This window comes from Sphingopyxis sp. 2PD, assembly GCF_005503695.1.
In the GTDB taxonomy this organism is placed as follows: Bacteria; Pseudomonadota; Alphaproteobacteria; order Sphingomonadales; family Sphingomonadaceae; genus Sphingopyxis.
In genome coordinates this window covers 16,924-37,784 of record NZ_SCMU01000031.1, presented here as the reverse complement: position 1 = coordinate 37,784, position 20,861 = coordinate 16,924, and the positions used below count along the sequence as shown (strand labels likewise).

Sequence of the window (20,861 nt, the reverse complement as noted above, 5' to 3'; positions counted from 1 at the left end):
GTGGCAAACCCGTCGAGCCTGTTCCTGACCGACCGCAGCCGCGACGTACCGGGGTCGGTGGTGTTTCCGGCATTGGAGGGTACACGCCCGGTGCTGGTCGAGGTGCAGGCGCTGACCGTGCGGCTGGCGAGTGGCGCGACGCCGCGCCGCGCCGTCGTCGGCTGGGACAGCGGGCGCCTCGCAATGGTGCTCGCGGTGCTCGAGGCGCGCTGCGGGCTCCAGCTGGGCGGCGCCGAAGTTTATCTCAACATCGCGGGCGGTTATCGCCTGACCGACCCCGCGGCCGACCTGGCGGTCGCGGCGGCACTGATCTCGGCCTTCAGCGAGCGACCCGTCCCTGCCGACGCCATCGTGTTCGGCGAATTGTCGCTGTCGGGTGAGGTGCGGCAGGTTTCGCACGATGGGCTGCGGCTGCGCGAAGCGGCAAAGCTCGGTTTTTCGCGCGCTTGGGGGCCAAAGGGGCTGAAGGCCGTCGGCGGAATAGCGGTGACCGGTTTCGACCGGCTCGGCGAACTCGTTGACCTGATGCTCGGTCGCGACTAGCCACCCTTGAATGGGAAGTCTGACAGCTCTGGACATACTCGTACTGACGCTCGTCGGCGGCAGCGCGGTACTCGGTTTTTCGCGCGGCCTGGTGCAGGAAGTGACATCGTTGCTTGCCTGGGTTCTGGCGATCGCGGCGGTGCGGTTTTTCCATCCTGTCACGACCGATCTGCTCACCGGCTGGGTCGGCAGCGATGGCGGCGCCGCGATGCTGGCGTTCGTGCTGCTGTTCGGCGGCGTGTTCGCCTTTGCGAAATGGGGATCGCGCGCGATGGGACAGCGCAGCCGCGCGTCGCTCGTCGGCGGTTTTGACCGCGGCCTCGGCGCCGGCTTCGGCGCGGTGAAGGGGCTGATGATCGCGGCGCTCGGCTTCATGGTGGTGACGCTGCTGTACGACATTGGCTATGGCAACGCGCAGCGCCCGGTGTGGATGACCGAAAGCCGCACCTATCCCGCGCTCAACGCGACGAGCGCGGCGCTGAGCAAGGTGATCGCCGAACGCCGCGCCGCGGCGCGCGAAGCCGAAGCGACAACGTCATGAGCGCGCCGCTCTACAATCGCGATATTTTGGCGCTGGCGGTGGCGACCTCCGACCACCTTCCCAAACCCGATGCGGGGTATCACGCGACGGCGCGGGCGCCGCTGTGCGGGAGCCGCATCCTGCTCGATCTTGACGCCGACGACCATGGGCGGGTGACCGCCATCGGCATGCACGTCGAAGCCTGCGCGCTGGGGCAGGCTGCGGCGACGCTGCTGGCGCGGCACGCGCCGGGGCGCAGTGGCGACGAGATTCGCGCCGCACGCGATGCGATCGCCAGCTGGTTTGCCGGCAGCGGCAACACGCCTGACTGGCCCGGATTCGACCTGCTCGCCCCGGCGCGTGACTATCCCGCGCGGCAGGGCGCGATCCTGCTGCCGTTCGACGCCGCGATATTGGCGCTCGAAAAACAAGGCGCGCGGGTATGAACCTGCTCGCGCTCAGCGCGGTGGCAACCGAAGTGGCGGCCGAAAGGGTTGTCGATACCGCGCTGATCGAGGGCGCAATCTTGCTGGGCGTTGCGACTTTGTTCGTGCTGCTTTTCCGTCGTTTGGGGCTGGGCGCAGTGCTCGGCTATCTGATCGCGGGTTCGCTGGTCGGCCCCTACGGCCTAGGCTTGGTCGGCGGCGGTGAATCGAAGCTTGCCTTTGCCGAAATCGGCATCGCCTTTCTGCTCTTTCTCGTCGGGCTCGAACTGCATCCTCGCCGCTTGTGGGATATGCGCCGCGCGATTTTCGGGCTGGGGCTGGCGCAGGTGGCCATCACCGGTGTAATCCTGTCTGGCCTGATCATGGTGACGCTCGGGTTCAGTTGGCAGGCGGCGCTGGCGCTCGGGCTGCCGCTGGCTTTGTCGTCGACCGCGCAGGTGCTGCCTAGCCTGAAAAGTTCGGGGCGGATCAATTCGCCCTTTGGCGAAAAGGCTTTTTCGATCCTGCTGTTCCAGGATCTCGCGATCGTGCCGATGATCACGATCATAGCGGTGCTGTCGCGCGCGCCCGCCGACCCTTCGGCGCCGCCGGGGTGGCAGATGGCGCTTTACACCGTCGTCGCCATCATCGTCCTCGTCGTAGTCGGACGCTTTGTCCTCAACCCGCTGCTGCGGATCATCGGCCGTTACGGTGAGCGAGAACTGTTCGTCGTCGTCGGGCTGCTCGTCGTGCTGGCCAGCGCCGCTTTCATGCACAGCATGCACCTGTCGACTGCGCTCGGCGCCTTTATCGCCGGGGTGATGCTTGCGGATTCGCCGTACCGGCACGAGATCGAGGCCGATATCGAACCTTTTCGCCTCGTGCTGCTCGGATTGTTTTTCCTCGCAGTCGGGATGGTGCTCGACCTCAATGTCATTCGCGACGATCCGCTGCGCGTCGTGGCGCTGGCCGCCGGGCTGGTCGCAGTGAAGGTCGCGGTGCTGACCGTCCTCGTCCGCCTGTTCGGCAAGCCGTGGAGCGTCGCGCTCGGGCTTGGCCTGCTGCTCAGCCAGGGCGGCGAATTCGGCTTTCTGCTGTTCACCCAGGCGACCGAAGCCCAGCTGATCGCCCCTGAGGCGGCGAGCCTGTTCAGTGCCGTCGTGACGCTGTCGATGATTTCGACCCCGTTCCTGATGCTGTTCGCGCGCAATCTGGAATTTGCCCCCGATAGCGTCGCGGCTGAGCTCGATGACCCCGAACATGCACCGCGCGGATCCGCGATCGTCGTCGGTTACGGTCGGTTCGGCCAGATCGTGACGCAGATGCTGCACGCGGTCGATTGTTCGGTGACGCTGATCGACAAAAAGGCCAGCCAGATCGAGACGTCGGGGCGCTACAACACCAAGGTCTATTACGGCGATGGACTGCGCATCGACGTGCTGCGCCGCGCCGATGCCGATCAGGCGCGGCTGATCATTTTCTGCACCGACGACCGCAGTTTTGACGCGGCGGTGCTGGCGCCGATCGTCAAGGCGTTCCCGAATGCGAAGATCCTGACCCGCGTGTTCGACCGCCGCCAGCTGATGGCGATCGACGGCGCCGGGGTCGACGGTGCGGTGCGCGAAACCTTTGAAAGCTCGATCGCGCTGGGGCTGCTGGCGCTGCAGCAGATCGATGTCGGTGCCGACGAGATCGCCGACGTCGAACAGGCGCTGCGACACCTCGATGCGGAGCGTCTGCGCGCGCAGATGAGCGAAGGCGATCTGACGGCGGGGATGGATCACCGGTTCATCGCCGGCGGCGGACGGCAAGCGGCGAGCGTGCTGGAAACGCTGCGCGAACGGCGGAACGCCGCGAAGCTGGCGAAAGAGGCAGGCGAGACGGGTGGGTAGGTTTCGTCGCTCGTGTGGTTTTCGCCCAACCCCCGTTTGTGCTGAGCTTGTCGAAGCACCGTTCTGCTCTCTTTCCGGCGTAAAGAAGAAAGAACGACCCTTCGACAAGCTCAGGGCAAACGGACCTTGGGGGGTGTGAAATCTAACCGTTCTGCCGGTCCAGAAACGCCGCCACCGCATCCAGTCCGTAGGCGTCGGTAACAAAGCTCTGCCCGATGCCGCGGCTCAGGATCAGCGGCAGTTTGCCGCCGCGCACTTTCTTGTCATGCGCCATATGGGCGGTCAGCGTCGCACCGGTGGCGTCAATCCCGGCGCTGGCGAGGTCATGCGGCAGCCCGACTGCGGCCAGGTGCGCTGCGACCCGTTCGGCGTCGGCGGCCGGACACAGGCCTTGCGCTGCCGAGAAACGATGCGCCAGCGCCATGCCCGCGGCGACGGCCTCACCGTGGAGTAGCCGGTCGGAATAGCCGGTCTCGGCTTCGAGCGCGTGGCCAAAGCTGTGGCCGAGGTTGAGCAAGGCGCGAATATCCTGCGTCTCGCGCTCGTCGGCGGCGACGATACGGGCTTTTGTGGCGACACTGTGGGCGATCGCCTTGTGCCGCGCGGCACCGTCGCCTGCGAGCAGCGCGTCGCCGTTCACCTCGCACCAGGCAAAGAAATCCGCGTCGTCGATCAGGCCATATTTGACCACCTCGGCATAGCCTGCGGCGAGATCGCGGCGCGGCAGCGTGTCGAGCGTGGCGGGGTCGATCACGACCAGCGCGGGTTGATGAAAAGCGCCGATCATGTTCTTGCCTGCCGCAACATTGATCGCGGTCTTGCCGCCGACGCTGCTGTCAACCTGCGCCAACAGGGTGGTCGGGACTTGAATGAAGTGGCAGCCGCGTTTGACGATGCTGCACGCAAAGCCGACGAGATCGCCGATCACCCCGCCGCCGAGTGCTATGACATGGTCGCTGCGCTCGACACCTTCGCCGATCAGCCATTCGGTCAGCCGCGCGAGCCCCGCCCAGCTTTTGGTGGCTTCACCGGGGTCGAGGACGAAGGACGAAAAGGAGATATTCTCCATCGCCAGCGCGGTGCCGAGCGGTACAAGATAGTGGTCGGCGACATGGGTGTCGGTGACGATCATCGTCCGCGGGCGTTTGAGCAGCGGAGCAACATGCGCGCCGATCTCGCGGATCAGCCCGTCGCCGATCAGCACCGGATAGCTGCGCGCGCCAAGTTCTACGGTCAGCTGTTCCATTGCGGATCTTCCCACTTCGACAGGGCTTGCAAAATCGCGCGGACCGTCTGGTCGTGCGGCGTGCTCGCCGAACTGACGCGCAGATGCGCTTCGGCATAGATGGGATTGCGGACCGCGGCCAGTTCGCGCAGCACCTCGCCGGGGTCACGGTTCTTGAGCAGCGGACGATGGCTGCGGCGCCCGACGCGCTCGACCAGTGTCGGGATGTCGGCGTCGAGCCAGATGCACAGGCTGTCCCGGAGGATCAGCGCGCGTGTTTCGGGGTTGATGAACGCGCCGCCGCCGGTTGCCAGCACCATCGGTTTTCCCGCCAGCATGCGCGCGATTACGCGCCGCTCGCCGTCGCGGAAATGCGCTTCGCCAAAGCGTTCGAAAATGTCAGCGATCGTCATGTCGGCGGCGCGTTCGATTTCGTCGTCGGCGTCGGCGAACCGCATCCCGAGCCGCCCCGCCAGACGGCGGCCGACGGTCGATTTTCCTGACCCCATCAACCCGACGAGCACGATCGAGCGCTCGCGAATTGCGGCGGGGATCGCGCTGGAGCTGTTTGGTGCCGGGCTTTTCGGGTTTCGCGACATGGTGCGCGCGGCTATACCGCCCGCTACGCGCGGAACAACGGTTTTCGGCGATAGTGCAAGCCCGATCGCGCGGGCGTGAACGATAGAGGTGGACGTGGCCGACAAGATTGGCGAAAGCGCGGCGCAATGACGAAGAAATTGCTGACGCTGACCTTGGGCCTGTCGGGCTCCGCGCTCGCCGCGGCGCTGGTGTTGCCCGCGATCGCACAGGAATCGCTGCTGCCCGAAGGTTTCGGCAACCCAGCCGACACCCCCGCGCCGCGCCCCACGCCAACGCCGTCGCAAACCCCCGCGCCGACATCGGTACCGAAAAACGGCACGACCCCGCCGCCGGTCACCCCGACCGTCGGTTCGACCGACACCGCCGGGGCGACCGATGACGCCGACGAAGACGATGTCGATGACGAAACGGTTGAGCCCGGCACGCTGAAATATGACCTGCCCCCGGGGGCGCGGCGGCTGCTCACCCGCATCGGGCCGCTGACGCCCGAAACCGGTGGGCTCGGTCCCGATGCGTTCGGGGTGCGGGGTCAATATGCCGCCGCGATCATGCGGCGGACGAGCGGCCAACTCGCGTCGCGCTGGGGCCAGATATTGCTGCGCCGTTCGCTCGTCTCGGCCATCGATACGCCCGCAACGATCAACGGCGCCGACCTTGCCGCCGACCGGGCTTCGTTGCTTTTGCGAATGGGCGAATCGATTGCGGCACGCTGGATCGTCCAGTCGGTCGATTACGACCGCGCGAGCCCGCGACTGGTCGCCGCCGCGCAGCAGACTTATCTGGCCAATGCCGATCCGGCGGGCCTGTGCGCCTATGTTCCCGCGGGACTGGCGCATGGCGACGAGCAGGCGTGGCGGCTGGCGTCGGCAATCTGTTCGGGCCTGTCGGGCGAGGCGGGGCCGGCGGGCTGGGCGATCGGTCGCGTGCGGTCGAGCGGCAGGATTTCCAATTTTGACATATTGCTTGCCGAGCGCGTGCTCGGCGCGACGGGCAGCGGACGCCGGTCGACAACGATCGAATGGGACAATGTCGATCGGTTGACCAGCTGGCGGTTCGGCATGGCGACGGCGACCGCGGTTCCCGTTCCCGAGGCGCTGCGCACTGCCGCGCCTGCGAATATGAAGGGCTGGACGGTGCTTGCGCCGATGACCGACATGGCGAGCCGCATCGCCGCTGCGCCCGAAGCCGCTGCGCGCGGCGTCCTGTCGAGCGATGCCTATGTGTCGTTGCTGAGCGCTGCGGCGGGGGAAGAGGAGCCGTCCGAAGCGCTCGCGGCGCAAACCGACCAGCTCCGCGCGGCCTTCGGCTCGGCACGCCGCGCCGATCGTTATGCAGCGATGGAGGCGATCTGGGCCGCTGGCAGCACACCGGTGCAGCGCTACGCCGCAATGGTGTCGACCGCGCGCGCTGCCGCAGCGTTGCCGGTGAACACAGAAATCGGCGACGATCCGTGGCAGCTGTTGGGATCAATGCTCGCGGGCGGCTATGACGCCAATGCGATCGCGTGGGTGCCGACAGTCACCGTGGGCAGCCGCGCCTGGGGCGTACTCGCGGTCGGATCGCCGCGGCCACTCAATGGCACGACGGCGGGAACGGTTGGACAATTTTCGGGCAATGACGACAGCGCCGACTATCTCCGGTCGAAATTCCTGCTCGCGGGGCTCGCAGGGCTTGGGCGGATCGATGCCGGTGCCGCGGCGTCGGCAGCGAGCGACCTCGAGGTCGATCTGGGTAAGCAGACGCGCTGGTCGCGCGCGATCATGGCGGCGGCCGAACGCCGCGAACCCGGCATGGTCGCCCTGCTCGCCGCAGCGGGGATGCAGGGCGAATGGTCGAAAGTCCCGCCCTATCATCTCTATTATATCGTCCGCGCGCTGCGCGAGGTCGGGCTGGCGTCCGAAGCGCGGATGATCGCCGCCGAAGCGCTGGTGCGTGTCTGAACCGGCCAGCGTGACCGGTTCGACCATGTCTGACGGCGCCGCGATCGACCGCTTTCTGGAGATGATGGCGGCCGAGCGCGGTGCTTCGCGCAACACGCTGGTCGCATATCGCCGCGATCTGGAACAGGCGGCAGAACGGGTCAAAGGCCCGCTCGCCGGTGCCGATGTCGCGGCGTTGCGCCAGTTGATGGCCGATTATCAGTCGCTTGCGGCGAGCAGCGCCGCGCGCAAGCTGTCGGCCCTGCGCCAGTTTTTTGCCTTTCTGCAGGGTGAGGGCGACCGGGCCGACAATCCCGCGCTCGACATTGCGCGCCCCGCAACGCGCCGCGCGCTGCCGCGCATCCTGACCCACGCGCATGTCGAACAATTGTTTGCGCAGGCCGAGGCGGAAGCGGCTGGCGATGCACCGCCCGCCGCAGCGGTCCGCATGCTGCTGCTGCTCGAACTTCTCTACGGATCGGGGCTCCGCGCGAGCGAGCTGGTGACGCTGCCGCGCCGCGCGATCGGCGGCGAGCGCGAATTTCTGATCGTCAGGGGGAAGGGCGACAAGGAGCGGCTGGTGCCGCTGTCGGATCGCGCCCGCAGTGCGCTCGACCGCTGGCTTCCGCTGCTCGCCGACGCATCGCCCTGGCTGTTTCCGTCGGGAAAAAGCCATGTGTCGCGCGTCCGGCTGTTCCAGATGCTGCGCGACCTTGCGGGTAGGGCGGGGATCGATCCGACCGCGGTCAGCCCGCACGTCCTGCGCCACGCCTTTGCCACCCATTTGCTCGAAGGCGGCGCTGATCTGCGCGCGCTGCAACTGATGCTGGGCCATGCCGATATCGCGACGACCGAAATCTATACCCATGTCGACAGCCGCCGGCTGGTCGAACTGGTCAACCGTCGCCATCCGCTCGCGCATATGGACGCGGGGCAGGGATCAGCAGACGTTGACGTTGGGGCGCCATCGGCTTAGCGATCCGACGATGACAGCCTTTCTGGACTTCGAAAAACAGGTCGCCGCGCTCGATCGGCAGATTGCCGAACTGCGCGACATGGGGGACGACCCCACGCTCAACATCGACAATGACATCGCGCGGCTGGAGGATAAATCCTCGAAATTGCTGCGTGATATTTATGCGAAGCTGACGCCCTGGCAAAAGACGCAGGTCGCGCGTCACCCCGATCGCCCGCATTTCAAACATTATGTCGCGGGGCTGTTCGACGACTGGATGCCGCTCGCCGGCGATCGCAATTTTGGCGATGATCAGGCGATTTTGGGCGGGCTCGCCCGCTTTCGCGGTCGCCGCGTGATGGTCATCGGCCATGAAAAGGGCGACGATATTCCGTCGCGGATGAAGCATAATTTCGGGATGGCCAAGCCCGAGGGCTATCGCAAGGCGATCCGCCTGATGCAGCTCGCCGACCGGTTCGGCCTGCCGGTGGTGACGCTGGTCGATACGTCGGGTGCCTTTCCGGGCATCCAGGCCGAAGAACGCGGCCAGGCCGAAGCGATCGCGCGCTCGACCGAACAATGCCTGGCGCTGGGCGTGCCGATGGTCGCGGCGATCGTCGGCGAGGGCGGCTCGGGCGGCGCGATCGCGCTCGCCGCGGCGAACCGCGTGCTGATGTTCGAACATGCCGTCTATTCGGTGATCTCGCCCGAAGGCTGTGCGTCGATCCTGTGGCGCACATCGGACAAGGCCGCCGATGCCGCCGCCGCGATGAAAATGTCGGCGCAGGATCTGCTGGGCCTGAAGATCATCGACCGCATCGTCGCCGAACCGGTTGGGGGCGCGCATCGCGCGCCCGACGTGGCGATTGCTTCGCTGGGCGATGCCATCGCGCAGGAACTCGACGGCCTGTCGGGGCTGCCGCGCGATGCGATCCTCGCGGCGCGCGAGGAGAAATTCCTTGCCATGGGTCGCGGCTGAAGCCGGGCGACGGAACCCGACCGTCGCGATTTGCGTTCACCGTCAAGACAGGGCTCCTGACGCACACCAGGCCGCTTTCGACAACGGCTTGTCTCGCCGCGAATAGGGAATATGCCCTGATAAATGCATAGCTTGTGGGAGGCACATCGATGACCCGAAGGAAGAAGACCGGCCTTGCCGTCAAACTCGCAGCGACCGCGGCGCTCGGCAGCCTCGCCCTTACCGGAGCCGCCGACGCCCAGCTCAAGGCGATCAAGACCGCGACCAATATCACGCCGTCCGAACGCAAGCAGGGCGACGAGGCGCATCCGCAACTGATGGCGGAATTCGGCGGTGCATATAGCGGACCGCAGACCGCTTATGTCGTCCGCGTCGGTCAGAATATTGCACTGCAATCAGGGCTGTCGAACGCGCGCAGCGACTTTACCATCACCCTGCTCAATTCGCCGGTGAACAACGCGTTCGCGATCCCGGGCGGCTATGTCTATGTCACTCGCCAGCTGATGGCGCTGATGAACGACGAGGCCGAGCTTGCCGGGGTGCTGGGGCATGAAGTCGGCCATGTCGCGGCGCAGCACAGCAAGAAGCGTCAGTCGGCGGCGACGCGCAATCAGATCCTCGGTGTCCTCGGCGCGGTGCTTGGGGGTGCGATCGGCGACAGTGGCGGCGTGCTCGGCGGGCTCGGCGGCTTGCTCCAGAACAACGCGATGCAGGTCGCGCAGCTCGCGACCCTGGGCTTTTCGCGCAGTCAGGAAATGCAGGCTGACCAGCTGGGCGTTCAATATTTGCGCAGCGCGGGCTATGATCCGCTCGCGCTGTCGACGATGCTCGCCAGCCTTGCCAACCAGACCAACCTCGACGCGCGGCTGTCCGGCGGCGATGCGCGCTCGCTGCCCGCATGGGCGAGCACCCACCCAGACCCCGCCTCGCGCGTCCGCAACGCCCAGACGCTGGCGAGCCGCGTCGGCGGCACCGGCGGAACCCGCAATGCCGATGCGTTTCTGGCGGCGGTCGATAATGTGCTGTACGGCGACGATCCGGCGCAGGGCGTCGTCGAGGGCAATGAATTTCTCCACCCCGACCTCCGGCTGCGTTTTGCGGTGCCGGGCGGTTACGGGATGCAGAATGGCACCACCGCCGTCACGGTCAGCGGCAATGGCGGTCAGGCGCAATTTACCACCGGCCCGTACAGCGGCGACATGAATGCCTATATCGCCGCGGCGTTCAAATCGGTGGCGGGCAACACCGCGATCACCCCGAGCGCAGTTCAGCGCACCACCGTCAACGGCATCCCCGCCTCTTACTCGACCGCGCGCGTCGCCAGCCAGTCGGGGCAGATCGACGTCACCATCTTTGCCTATGAATTTTCGCGCAGCAGCGCCTTTCACTTCGTCACGTTGACCAAGGCGGGCGGGACGGGGGTGTTCAATTCGATGTTCAACAGCGTCCGGCGCCTGAGCGCGGCCGAAGCGACGGCGATCAAGCCGCGGCGGATCGACGTGGTGACGGTGGGGCGCGGCGACACGATGGCCAGCCTGGCGCGGCGCATGGCGTACAGCAATTATCAGGCCGAACGGTTCCAGGTGCTCAACCGCCTGACCGCGTCGAGCCGGCTGACGCCGGGGCAAAAGGTGAAAATCGTCGTTTACGCCAGCCGTTGATCAAGCAAAAAAAGGGGCGGTGTTTCCACCGCCCCTTTCTGTTTGTTTGATCGCGCTATTACGGCGTGGTCAGGTTGGTGTTCACCTTGTTGAAGGTGCCGCTGACGCTGTTACCAACGGCGCCCATCGCGGTGATGCCGGCGACGGCGATCAGGGCCGCGATCAGGCCATATTCGATGGCGGTTGCGGCTTTGGTATCGCGAACGAATTTCTTGATGAACTTCATGACTGGTCTCCTGATTTCACTTACCCTGTTGACGGTCTGGTCTGGGTCAACAGTGGCTGGTTTAGGACGAATAGGTTTTGAAAATCTTAATGGCTGACGGCGAAAAGGATCGGTCGCAAGTCCAGAAAAGGGACAGTCGCCGCGGCGCTACATATTGGTCTGGGCCGCGGTGGAGACGTTGTTCCACATGAGGCCCGTACTGTTCGCGACATTTCCGACGGCGCCGACGGCGGCGATGAAGATGAGGGCCAGTATCAGCCCATATTCGACGGCTGTAGCGGCCCTGGTCGACCGCATCAGCCTGTAAAGGTTGCGCATTGTTCCACCCCTGCTTGAAGTGTAGTTCCCGAGGATGCCGATGATCGCACAGGAAGGTTAACAATTTGTCCGTCGCCAGCCCCGGAAAACCGCCAAAAAATGACCTGGTCGTGGTCGCCGCGGCGCTCGTCGATCGCGACGGCCGCCTGCTCGTCCAGCAGCGCCCAGAGGGTCTGTCGATGGCCGGATTGTGGGAGTTTCCCGGCGGCAAGGTCGAACCCGGCGAAACGCCCGAACAGGCGCTGATCCGCGAGTTGGCCGAGGAACTGGGCATTGATGTCGAACAGGCCTGTCTGGCCCCCGCCTGTTTCGCCAGCGATATGCTGGGCGACCGGCATCTGTTGTTGCTGCTCTATGTCTGCCGCAAATGGCGCGGCACCCCGGTTGCGCACCATGCGAGCGCGCTGCGCTGGGTGCGTCCGGTCGAACTACACGGACTGGCGATGCCGCCGGCCGACAAGCCGTTGATCGGCCTGCTGGAAGCGCTCGTTTAGCCCTTCGGCTTCAGCGCTTCGGTCAGCGAAGCGGTGCCGCTGCCGCGCCGCGCGGGCTGCGGTTGATCGGGATGCGGCGCCCACCCGCTGAAATGGACGATACGCAGGCTTTCGGCGACGCGACCGTCGGGGTCGGCTTGCGCGGCGAAGGCGGCGGCGATCTGCGCTGCCTCGGCGCGCGTCAGCGGCGGCGGGGTCGGCGCAAGGCGGCTCGTGAGCCCGACCGCGCGCAGGTCGCGGGCCAGCGCGAACCAGTCGCCATACCGCACAGTGAGCGCCTCGACATCGACCACGGGCAAGGCAAAGCCGACGCGCTGGAGCAGATTGCCCATCGCGGCGAGATCGATCTGGGGGTGCATCCGAGCGATCGGGCGCACCGCGTCGACCATCATTGCACGGCGAAGCCGCGGCAGGCTGCCGTCGCCCACGAACGCACCGAGCAGCAAGCCGTCGGGCGCGAGCAGGGCGCGCAGGCGGAGCAGCGCGCCGGGTACGTCGTTGACGCTGTCGAGGCCGCCCGGCCAGACGATCAGGTCGAAGCTGGCAAAGGGCAGGTCGAGCGCGTCGGCCTCGACAATGATCGCGCCGCTGGCTGCCGCCAGCCGCGGTCCCGCTTCGATGATCGTCAATTCCGTGCAGATGCCGCGGAGTCGATCGGCGAGCGCGGGATCGTGCGCACCGATGAGCAGGACGCGCGGAAAGTTGCGGGTCACCATCGTCAGCCGGTCGAGCAAGGTTTCCGCGATGATCGGGGCGAGGAAATTGGCGGACGCGGGCAAGCGTGCCATGCGATCGCGCTGGGCGCGGTGACGGGCGGCGGAAAAAAGCGGGCGGGGAGGCTGCGACATCCGCCGCTTGTGCCGTCCCCGGCCATGCTTCACAAGCGGCGGATGACCACGACGACCGGGGATGTCGAAGAAAAACAGGCGCCGTCCGGGCCATTGTCCCGCGCCTTGCGAAGCGCGGCGCGCGCGATCGTCGATTATGCGCTGCCGCCGCGCTGCCCCGGATGCGGCGTGATCGTCGGCGACGACCGGCAATTTTGTCTGACCTGCTGGGCGTCGCTCGAATTTCTCGATGGACCCGCTTGTTCGCATTGCTCGATCCCGTTGCCAGCGGCGCTGCCCGGCGGGCCGATCGCCTGCGGTGCCTGCCTCGCCAGCCCGCCGCCCTTTGATGGCGCACCTGCCGTCGTTGCTTATGGCCCGGTCGCCCGCACCGTTGCCCTGCGTCTGAAATATGGGCGGCGCACCGGCCATGCGCGGTTGATGGCGCGGCTGATGGCGCGGCGACTGGCGGCGCTCGGCGATACCGCAAACATGCTGATCATACCCGTGCCGCTGCACCGCTGGCGGCTATGGTCGCGCGGTTTCAACCAGGCCGCGCTGGTCGCCGATGAACTGGCCCGCACAAGCGGCGCGCCGCGCGACCATCACCTGCTGCATCGCGTCAAATCGACCGCATCGCTGCGCGGCAAGGGGCGGCGCGAGCGTGAGCGGATCGTTGCCGGAGCGTTCGCGTTGGCCGCTGATGCCAAAGTGCGTGCTGCGGGGCGCCACCTCATCCTGGTCGACGACGTCCACGCCAGCGGCGCGACGCTGCGCGCCGCGGCCAAGGTGCTGCGGCGCAGCGGCGCGGCGCGTGTCTCGGCGCTGACCTGGGCGCGCGTTGTTCCCGAGGCGCTGATGACGAGCAACATATTTGACTTTGCTTCGTTGGATTCCGATATGTCGGACCAGATGATGACAGGATAGGTCATGGCCAAGATCGAAGTTTTCACCAAATTCCTCTGCCCCTATTGCTCGCGCGCGAAAGCGCTGCTCGATCGCAAGGGCGCGGAGTATCAGGAGATCGACGTGACGATGGACCGCGCCGGGTTCGACGCCATGGTCGAACGTGCCGGTGGCGCGCGCACCGTGCCGCAGATTTTCATCGACGGGAAACATATCGGCGGCAGCGACGATATGGCGGCGCTCGACGCGCGCGGCGGGCTGGATCCGCTGCTCGGCCTCGCCTGACCTTGATCGTCTTTGACCTTTGCTGCGCCGCCGGCGATCACCGGTTCGAGGCCTGGTTCGCGAGCAGCGACAGCTTCGCCGAACAGCGCGCGCGCGACCTGATCGCTTGCCCGGTCTGCGGCGACGTCCGTATCGAAAAGGCGGTGATGGCGCCGCGGATCGGCGCCAAGTCGAACCAGCTGATCGTACCGGCGCCAACGCCGCCAACCGATAGCGCGGCGTCAAACGAGATATCGCCCGAGCTGGTACGCAAGATCGTCGCCGAAATTGCGGCGAAACAGGCCGAGATGCTGCCGCAATCGCGCTGGGTCGGACGCGATTTTGCCGATGCGGCCCGCGCGATGCACGAAGGCCGCGCGCCCGACGACCTGATCCATGGCCAGGCCTCACCCGAGGAGGCGCAGGCGCTGCGTGACGACGGGATCGCGGCGATGCCGCTCCTGGTACCCATCGCCCCGCCCGACGCGGTTAATTAGCCACGCCAATTGACGCTGCGCGCCTCGCGCCGCTACACGAACCGCGGCGCACCCGTAGCTCAGCAGGATAGAGCATCAGATTCCTAATCTGGGGGCCACTGGTTCGAATCCAGTCGGGTGCACCATGTTTTCAATGGCTTAAGGAATATTCCGCTCGATTGTGTGCCGCATTATGTGTCACGGAGTTTCAACGATTTTTGCTGAGTTTGCGTGACTTTTGGCCAGTCGATGCAACACCGATGCAACATGGTCGACTGATCATCTCCCTCCGCGATGCAGGCGGCGGGCAGCTCGGATTTCCTCGTCGGTTGGCTCTGGGCCGAAGTCCAGCTCCTCATCAATTGGAACAGGCTATCGGCGCTCGATCCGTTCGGACAGCCGGCGGTCGAGGTCGGTTTGTGTGGCGAGCATGGCGACTATTCCTCGTCCCAAGGATTGTTGAAGGGCGCCATTGGTTGAGCATCCTCGCCAAGCAAAATGTCGATCGTCTGCTCGCGCAGGTTGATATGGACGCGCGCCTTTTCGTAACCGGCTCGTTTGCAGGCTTTGAGCGCCCGCGTGATGTCGTCCTGGCCTACCAATGCACGCTGGGTCACTGCTCACCTCCCACTGCAACCCGAATCGGCCTGTCGCCGACGAGCTATTGGAATGGCACCGCATAGCTTGAGTGGCCAATTTGTCACGGTCCCCGCAATTCTGCGAGCCCAACGGGCGGCGTTGCACCATGAACAGCGGCCATCGCCAATATATCGATTCATCCCACCGAACGCCGATAACGCATTGAAAATGCGTTTCTCCTAAACGGCGCGAGCGACGAGACGAATCAAATTATCGACGAGCCGAGTCTCTAAAGCGTCATTTACCGTCTTGCGCCGGAAGGTCAGTGCTTCAGTATAGCTGTAGGGACTTACCAGGGAGCACCCCACGGACGTCTCTGAAAAACAAGAGGCGGCTGATCAGCCGATCAACCGCCCGATGTACCGGTTCGCGCGTCTGCCTCGCCAAAAGGTTGCGCGATCCACCTGGCCCCTTCCACAAGGGCATGTGAGCAACGGCGCGTTTCCATTCCAACCGGGGACGCGCCGTTGTGCGTCAGGTATATGCAGAAACGCATAGGGGCGTCAAAACCTTTGGCACGAGTTGCCCCCAGCGAACGATTAGTGGGCCCAGCCACATACGTCGCGGGGCCGCAGTTTGCGCGCTGTCGGGGCTATTTTTCTTGGCCCACAGCTGAGTTAAGGCTATAATCACCGGACATAATCAACCGCTGCCCCCTACAGCGCAAAAACATAATCCGAACGAATTGCCGCCCCGACATAAGGGGCCGATCAGTGGCACAGGGCTTAGCTTTTCCAGCATTCATCCGCGCTGAATATGACAGCGGCTCGGGCGGCTTTCGCGATTTCGAGCGCAGCGCGTTCCAGGCAAGCGATAACGTCAAACGCCGGTTCGATGCCGACATGGCCGAGATCCGCCGCACCGTCTCGGCGGCGCTCACCATGCCGCGGAACGCTGCCGGTGGCCTAAACCTCGACACAGCAGGGATGCGGCAAGCTGCAGCGGATGCACAAGCGGCCGCCGTCGCGACCCGGCAACTCGCTCAAGCGGCAGAAGCGGCAGCCCGGTCGAGCGGGGATCTGACGACCGAAACGCGCAACTTCGTCGCTGCCGCGCGCGCCGAGGCCGTCGCAGCCGAAGAAAAGGCGCGCAGCCTGGCGCGGAACGCTGCGGCCTATGAAAAGCTTCAGGTCGAGATCGATCGCGCTTCGGTTTCGTCGGGGAGGTTCGCGAATGAGGCGCAGCAGGCCGCGACCGCGAATGGGCGCCTCGCCGCATCGCAGGGCGCACTGCGGCAAGCCTCGATCGGCGCGGGCCAGCAGCTTCAGGACATCGCGGTCTCGCTCTACAGCGGCCAGCGCGCCGGCGTCGTCTTTGCCCAGCAGTTGCCGCAAATGGCCTTCGCACTCAGCGGCCTCGAGGGCTCGACGAACAAGACGGCAAACCGGATCGGGCAATTTGCGAGCTTCTTGTCGGGGCCGTGGGGTATCGCCGTCGGCCTTGGCGTCGGAGTGCTCGCGACCTTCACCTCGGGGCTGTTCGCCACCGACGAGGCGCTTCAGAACGTCGAGTTTTCCAGCTTCAAGCTCAACGAGGCGCAAAGCATCCTTGGCGGCGTCATCGACCTGACCACCGGCAAGATCAACAATCAGAACGCCGCGTTGCAAGGGCTCGCGCAGGCGCAGTTGCTCGTTGCCAAGGTACAGGCGCAGGGCAGGCTTGCCGAAGCCCGCCGCGGCGTAACGGCCATTCAGGATCGGAAACTCATCCTCGACGGCGGTTTCGGCGGCGGCATCAATATCCAGCGGCGCACGCGCGATGGCCGAGACGTGATTTCGCAGCAGGTGCTGTCCGGTGAGATCACCTCGAAAAAGGCGATCGATCAGCTTGAACAGCTGCGGCGGGTCGGCCGATTGACCGATGACGAATTTACCGCAGCCGCCACGTCCGTCGCCAATCTTGGTCTTGAGCTGGAAAACCTGAAGGTCTTTGACTCCGCTGATCGGCTGCTCAACGGGCAGGCCACGGCCGGGGATCGCAATCTGCTCGTGAAGCCCAACCGGACGCGCACACCCCGGTCCAGCGGCAGCAGCGGGGCCGACAAGGCGCGCCGGGAAGCCGAGCAGCTGAACAACGCGATCGCCCAGACCGCGGAATCCGTGACGCGATTGCGCGAGCAGTTCGGCGAGGCGCCCCGTGACATCGCGCGCGCCGACGCGGCGGCTCGTGAGCTCGAAGCCACCATGAAAGAGGTGACTGCCCAGCTGGCCGGCAAAAAGCTGACGGACGCCAACCGCAAAAGGCTCGAGGAGACGAAGGCGGCGATCGAAGACGCCCAGAAGCGCATTCTGCCTGACTTCCGTCAACGGCCGGTGACCGATCGGATCGCCGACATGAACCAGGAACTGCAAATTCAGCGCCTACTGCTGAGCGGTCGGGAGGATGAGGCCGACCTGCTCAGTTTCCAGCAGGATCTGATGCGTCAATTGCGGGTGCAGACCGTCGAGCAGCTGGAAGCCGAACTGCGCGGACGGAACATCAGCAAGGAAAAGCTGGACCTGATGTGCAAGCAGTTCCAGCAGCTGCGCGAGAATGCCCGGGTGCAGGAACGAATGGACCGGTCGGTTCGGTCGGTCGGCGCGAAATTGCAGGAACTCGACCGCGCCCGATCGAGCATCGAGCAATCGATCGCCGGGCTGCCCGATGATGCCCGCGCTTCACTCAAGGGGCTGGTCGGCAACCTTCGCAGCCAGGTCAATGAGATCATTGCCCGCCGGCTCACCGATAATTTGTTCGGGAACCTGTTCGCTCGGCTCGAGGATGAGATCAAGGGTAAGCGGCCGATCGACATCGCGACCGACAATTTCGTTGGCAATGCCACGCGCGCCAGCACCGCGTTGATCGATCTTGCCAACACCGTTTCGGCGGCATCGATGGCCTTCCGCGGCGCGGCTAACGATAATCTGCTCGGAAGCGGCAAGCTGTTGAACAGTGTCGGTTCCGAAGTGAAATCTGCCGTCAACAAGACATTGGCCAATGACCCGACCGGCGACATCGTGGTCAGCGGAGATCGCGGTGGCAAGACGAACCGCTCAGAGCAGCGTCAAGCTCAAGAGGCATTGGCCGCCAGCGCGAAGAGCCTGAAGGAACTCGCTCGCTCGGCAGCCGAAGGCATGTTCATCGGTCAGACGGCTTCGAGCTTGGTCTTTGGCCAAAAGGGGAGCGCGACCGGTTCGGCGATCGGTGGCGCCTTGGGCAAGATTGCCGGGGATGCGCTCGGCAAATCACTCGGCAAGTTGGGGCAATTCGCTGGGCCGCTCGGCAGCATCGCGGGCGGATTGCTCGGCAGCGTCGTCGGCGGGTTGCTGAAAAAGACGCCGCGCGGATTCGCGACCATCGGTGGCGGCGCAGATGGCAATCTTGCGATCACCGGCACCGGCGGCAACAGCAACTCCGCGATCAAGGCAGGCAATCAGGCCGCGAGCGCAACCATCGACACCCTCGCGCAGATCGCGCAGGCGCTCGGCGGCACCTATGACGCCTCGCGCGGCTCGGTATCGATCGGCCGCAGCGGTGACAGCTGGCATGTCGATACGACGGGCCGGGGGCGGTTGAAAAAGAGCCAGGGCGGCCTGGACTTCGACGACGATTATGAAGGCGCGGTGAGGGCCGCGACGATGGACCTCATCAAGGACGGGGTGATCACCGGCCTTCGCGCCTCGACACAGCGCCTTTTGCAGCAGGGCAAGGACATCGACAGCGCGCTTCAGAAGGCGCTCGACTTCGAATCGGTCTTCACCCGGCTCAAGGAATATCGAGATCCGGTCGGCGCCGCGCTCGACACGCTCGACAAGGAGTTCATGCGGCTCAAGGGCATCTTCGCGGAAGCGGGGGCCAGCGTGGAAGAATATGCCGACCTCGAAGCCCTGTATGGCCTCGAGCGGGCCAAGGCGATCGAGGAAGCGTCGAAGCGCGTCACCAGCAGCCTGCAATCGCTGTTCGACGACCTGACCATCGGTGACAATGGCCGCAGCCTGCGCGACCGTCTCTCGGCGGCGCAGGGCGTCTATGACCCGCTCAAGGCCCGGGTGATGGCGGGTGATCGCAGCGCGTATGATGCCTATGCCGAAGCGGCGCAGTATCTACTCGAAATCCAGCGCCAGTTCAGCGGATCGCAGACGCCGTACTTCAACCTGCTCGACGAGATCACGCAGCTCACGAAGCAGCGGATTGATGCGGAAAAGAACATCGTGTCGATCGCCGAAAATCGCGACAGCCCGTTCAGCTCGAGCGGACGGGCGACCGGCGCCGCGGACAATGCGCCTGTTGTCGGGGCGATCCAGCAGCAGACCCAAGACCTGCTTAGGGGTATGGCCGCGCTCGCGAGAGTGAGCGGTGGTGGCGCGGTCGATAGCCGCGGCTTCGCTTCGGTGCCTTTCCTATGAGCCGGGTGAAAGTCGAGCTCCGCATGCCGCCGCGGTCCGCGTTCGACAATTTCGAGCGCGAAACCGTGTCACGGCTTCAGGCCGCGGCATTGAACGCCACCCATATTGCGGCGAGCAGAGCCCGCGCGAAGGTGCAGACGGAAATGCGCAGCGCTGGTCTCGGCCGCCTGGGCAACGCCGTGGGCAGCGGCAGCGACCTCGAAAAGCGCGGCGCCGTGCGCAGCCAGGGTGTTGGCTGGTCGGCCTCGGGCTGGGTACATATCCGCAGCCAGTCCGACCGCACCGTCGGCGCAATCGAGGCCTATACTTCCGGCGCCGACATCGCTCCGCGCCGGGGTCGTTGGCTCTGGATCCCCACCGATGACATCCCGGCGCGCGTCGGCAGGCGGAGCATCACGCCCGACAATTATACGAAGCTAGGGCTGGCAACGAAAATTGGGCCGCTCGTCTTCGTTATGACGCCGAGCGGCCACCCGTTGCTTGTCGTTAAAGGGGCGAGTCTAAGCGCCTCGGGCAAGTCGCGCTCGGCTAAATCGCTGCGCAAGGATGGCGGTCTGCGGAAAGGACAGATCGCAGCCGAGACGATCGTCGCATTCGTCGGCATTCGGCGAACGTCGCGCGCGGCGCGCGTCGACGTCCCGGCCATCATGCGGGAAGCGCAGGCGTCGTTGCAGGGGCTGATCGAACAGCAGTTAGGGCGGCGATGACAGATTGGCCCCGCCGCGATGGGTCGCGATCGTGGCGGGGTTGCCGCGCAGTTACGGCCATTCTGTGAAGTTTCGATGAAACGATTCTATTCGAACAGACTTTGCGCGCCGCCGACAATTCCAGCGACAAACGCTCCCCCGACGACGAGCGTGGCGATCCAAAATTCGATCGCAAGCGCCTTGTCTCGCCATTTCGGATCCTTGATCACGGGCAGCGATGTCCCTGCCAGTACCGGTCCCACCGCGCGGCATAGCCATCCCTGACCATCGCGCAGGATATGTCGCCAGATCGCGGCGAGATGCAAAATGCAGCGGTGCGCTTGCCGCCCGCGCCGCCCGCTGATCGGCAGCGCATCGTTGGGCCGGTGACCGAAATGTGCCCGGTCGGGCGAACGCCGCCGCGCTTGCCCAGCAATGTCACCAAGTGATCGCGCGCGGCGATAGCGTCAGCGGCTGGGCAAGGATGCCCAGGGCTGCACGTTCCGTCCATTTCCCGCGCTGCGATGCCCGATAGTCGAATATGCGGCCCTTCAGCACACCAAATAGGCCCATCGCCGTCCCATACCGCGGTTGGGGTGCAATCGAACGACTGACCCGCAGGAACGACAGACGCGGCAAGGATGAGCGCGGCGATCATTTCGGCTCGCACCCTTCGGGCCAAGGTTCATCGATGCCCCAGCGCCCGCAGACACCATGGCTGTTCGGCCTTTCGTCGGTGCTGATCACCATTCGGCTATTGCCATCGACGATATCGACCAGCGTTGCGGCGAGCTGGCCCGCCGCATGGTCGTCTTTCAACTCCGGGATCGGGTGACGCCCGCGGCCATGACGACCTTGGCGCATTGTCTTGATCTTGATGTAGAAGCTGTCCTTCAAGTCTCGGCGATCGATCCGGCGCAT

The 20,861-nt window shown here is 65.3% G+C and carries 24 protein-coding genes and 1 tRNA gene; 15 read left to right on the top strand and 10 right to left on the bottom strand.

Annotation, left to right across the window (positions count from 1 at the left end; translation table 11 throughout):
- From FFS18_RS15370 to FFS18_RS15355, 4 genes are all read left to right on the top strand, one after another.
- The coding region (locus FFS18_RS15370; RefSeq protein WP_283214418.1) for a magnesium chelatase domain-containing protein at positions 1-543 on the top strand (543 nt) is incomplete at its 5' end.
- Positions 544-553: 10 nt separating this feature from the next.
- Positions 554-1,084, top strand: coding sequence for a CvpA family protein (locus FFS18_RS15365; RefSeq protein WP_137871510.1), 531 nt, complete (start codon positions 554-556; stop codon positions 1,082-1,084).
- Positions 1,081-1,509, top strand: coding sequence for an iron-sulfur cluster assembly scaffold protein (locus tag FFS18_RS15360; RefSeq protein ID WP_137871509.1), 429 nt, complete (start codon positions 1,081-1,083; stop codon positions 1,507-1,509). Before FFS18_RS15365 ends, FFS18_RS15360 begins: the two co-directional genes overlap by 4 nt.
- Positions 1,506-3,380 (top strand): monovalent cation:proton antiporter-2 (CPA2) family protein, encoded by a 1,875-nt coding sequence (locus FFS18_RS15355; RefSeq protein WP_137871508.1) that lies wholly within the window; start codon positions 1,506-1,508, stop codon positions 3,378-3,380. Before FFS18_RS15360 ends, FFS18_RS15355 begins: the two co-directional genes overlap by 4 nt.
- A gap of 142 nt (positions 3,381-3,522) precedes the next feature.
- Here the strand turns inward: FFS18_RS15355 and aroB are convergent, their stop codons facing one another.
- The gene (gene aroB / locus FFS18_RS15350) at positions 3,523-4,626 is read right to left on the bottom strand and encodes a 3-dehydroquinate synthase (RefSeq protein ID WP_137871507.1); all 1,104 of its coding nucleotides are present in this window, start codon (positions 4,624-4,626) and stop codon (positions 3,523-3,525) included.
- Entirely contained in the window at positions 4,614-5,204 is a 591-nt protein-coding gene (locus FFS18_RS15345) for a shikimate kinase (protein ID WP_137871506.1), read from the bottom strand. The genes aroB and FFS18_RS15345 overlap by 13 nt, the downstream gene beginning before the upstream one ends.
- Positions 5,205-5,330: 126 nt before the next feature.
- Here FFS18_RS15345 and FFS18_RS15340 point away from each other — a divergent pair, with 126 nt between their 5' ends.
- The 4 genes from FFS18_RS15340 to FFS18_RS15325 all read left to right on the top strand — a co-directional run bounded on the left by FFS18_RS15340 (position 5,331) and on the right by FFS18_RS15325 (position 10,719).
- The gene (locus FFS18_RS15340) at positions 5,331-7,145 is read left to right on the top strand and encodes a hypothetical protein (RefSeq protein WP_137871505.1); all 1,815 of its coding nucleotides are present in this window, start codon (positions 5,331-5,333) and stop codon (positions 7,143-7,145) included.
- A 25-nt stretch (positions 7,146-7,170) separates the two neighbouring features.
- On the top strand, positions 7,171-8,100 hold the full coding sequence (locus FFS18_RS15335; RefSeq protein ID WP_137871512.1) for a tyrosine recombinase: 930 nt from the start codon (positions 7,171-7,173) through the stop codon (positions 8,098-8,100).
- Positions 8,101-8,110: 10 nt separating this feature from the next.
- On the top strand, positions 8,111-9,058 hold the full coding sequence (locus tag FFS18_RS15330; protein WP_137871504.1) for an acetyl-CoA carboxylase carboxyltransferase subunit alpha: 948 nt from the start codon (positions 8,111-8,113) through the stop codon (positions 9,056-9,058).
- Between the two features lie 149 nt (positions 9,059-9,207).
- On the top strand, positions 9,208-10,719 hold the full coding sequence (locus FFS18_RS15325; protein WP_137871503.1) for a M48 family metalloprotease: 1,512 nt from the start codon (positions 9,208-9,210) through the stop codon (positions 10,717-10,719).
- Positions 10,720-10,777: 58 nt separating this feature from the next.
- Here FFS18_RS15325 and FFS18_RS15320 read toward each other — a convergent pair whose 3' ends face one another.
- A complete protein-coding gene (locus FFS18_RS15320; RefSeq protein WP_137871502.1) occupies positions 10,778-10,945 on the bottom strand; it encodes a Flp family type IVb pilin in 168 nt (55 codons plus the stop codon).
- A 147-nt stretch (positions 10,946-11,092) separates the two neighbouring features.
- Complete coding sequence (locus tag FFS18_RS15315) at positions 11,093-11,263, bottom strand: Flp family type IVb pilin (protein ID WP_120217082.1); 171 nt, start codon at positions 11,261-11,263, stop codon at positions 11,093-11,095.
- Between the two features lie 65 nt (positions 11,264-11,328).
- Between FFS18_RS15315 and FFS18_RS15310 the strand changes: the two genes are divergently transcribed.
- On the top strand, positions 11,329-11,757 hold the full coding sequence (locus FFS18_RS15310) for a (deoxy)nucleoside triphosphate pyrophosphohydrolase (protein WP_171005334.1): 429 nt from the start codon (positions 11,329-11,331) through the stop codon (positions 11,755-11,757).
- On the opposite strand, the gene FFS18_RS15305 is transcribed toward FFS18_RS15310, so the two are convergent.
- Positions 11,754-12,545 carry a methyltransferase domain-containing protein gene (locus FFS18_RS15305; protein ID WP_249340428.1) on the bottom strand — a complete coding sequence of 264 codons (792 nt, stop codon included), beginning with the start codon at positions 12,543-12,545 and terminating at the stop codon, positions 11,754-11,756. The genes FFS18_RS15310 and FFS18_RS15305 overlap by 4 nt on opposite strands.
- Positions 12,546-12,647: 102 nt before the next feature.
- Between FFS18_RS15305 and FFS18_RS15300 the strand changes: the two genes are divergently transcribed.
- The 4 genes from FFS18_RS15300 (at position 12,648) to FFS18_RS15285 (ending at position 14,376) form a co-directional block, all read left to right on the top strand.
- The gene (locus tag FFS18_RS15300; RefSeq protein WP_137871501.1) at positions 12,648-13,511 is read left to right on the top strand and encodes a ComF family protein; all 864 of its coding nucleotides are present in this window, start codon (positions 12,648-12,650) and stop codon (positions 13,509-13,511) included.
- 3 nt (positions 13,512-13,514) lie between these two features.
- On the top strand, positions 13,515-13,775 hold the full coding sequence (gene grxC, locus FFS18_RS15295) for a glutaredoxin 3 (protein WP_137871500.1): 261 nt from the start codon (positions 13,515-13,517) through the stop codon (positions 13,773-13,775).
- Positions 13,776-13,777: 2 nt separating this feature from the next.
- On the top strand, positions 13,778-14,251 hold the full coding sequence (locus FFS18_RS15290; protein WP_137871499.1) for a DUF1178 family protein: 474 nt from the start codon (positions 13,778-13,780) through the stop codon (positions 14,249-14,251).
- 48 nt (positions 14,252-14,299) lie between these two features.
- Positions 14,300-14,376 (top strand) — tRNA-Arg (locus FFS18_RS15285).
- Between the two features lie 291 nt (positions 14,377-14,667).
- On the opposite strand, the gene FFS18_RS15280 is transcribed toward FFS18_RS15285, so the two are convergent.
- Both FFS18_RS15280 and FFS18_RS15275 read right to left on the bottom strand, forming a co-directional pair.
- Positions 14,668-14,847 (bottom strand): hypothetical protein, encoded by a 180-nt coding sequence (locus FFS18_RS15280; RefSeq protein WP_137871498.1) that lies wholly within the window; start codon positions 14,845-14,847, stop codon positions 14,668-14,670.
- Between the two features lie 927 nt (positions 14,848-15,774).
- Complete coding sequence (locus tag FFS18_RS15275; protein ID WP_137871497.1) at positions 15,775-16,476, bottom strand: hypothetical protein; 702 nt, start codon at positions 16,474-16,476, stop codon at positions 15,775-15,777.
- On the opposite strand from FFS18_RS15275, the gene FFS18_RS15270 reads away from it, so the two are divergent.
- Positions 16,471-19,254 carry a hypothetical protein gene (locus FFS18_RS15270; RefSeq protein ID WP_137871496.1) on the top strand — a complete coding sequence of 928 codons (2,784 nt, stop codon included), beginning with the start codon at positions 16,471-16,473 and terminating at the stop codon, positions 19,252-19,254. The genes FFS18_RS15275 and FFS18_RS15270 overlap by 6 nt on opposite strands.
- A gap of 89 nt (positions 19,255-19,343) precedes the next feature.
- A complete protein-coding gene (locus tag FFS18_RS15265; RefSeq protein WP_212743060.1) occupies positions 19,344-19,961 on the top strand; it encodes a hypothetical protein in 618 nt (205 codons plus the stop codon).
- 86 nt (positions 19,962-20,047) lie between these two features.
- On the opposite strand, the gene FFS18_RS17845 is transcribed toward FFS18_RS15265, so the two are convergent.
- From FFS18_RS17845 to FFS18_RS15255, 3 genes are read right to left on the bottom strand one after another with little or no spacing between them, the layout of a single operon-like run.
- Positions 20,048-20,170 carry a hypothetical protein gene (locus FFS18_RS17845; protein ID WP_283214417.1) on the bottom strand — a complete coding sequence of 41 codons (123 nt, stop codon included), beginning with the start codon at positions 20,168-20,170 and terminating at the stop codon, positions 20,048-20,050.
- A complete protein-coding gene (locus FFS18_RS17765; RefSeq protein WP_137871494.1) occupies positions 20,167-20,598 on the bottom strand; it encodes a thermonuclease family protein in 432 nt (143 codons plus the stop codon). Before FFS18_RS17765 ends, FFS18_RS17845 begins: the two co-directional genes overlap by 4 nt.
- Positions 20,595-20,861 (bottom strand): hypothetical protein, encoded by a 267-nt coding sequence (locus FFS18_RS15255; RefSeq protein WP_137871493.1) that lies wholly within the window; start codon positions 20,859-20,861, stop codon positions 20,595-20,597. The genes FFS18_RS17765 and FFS18_RS15255 overlap by 4 nt, the downstream gene beginning before the upstream one ends.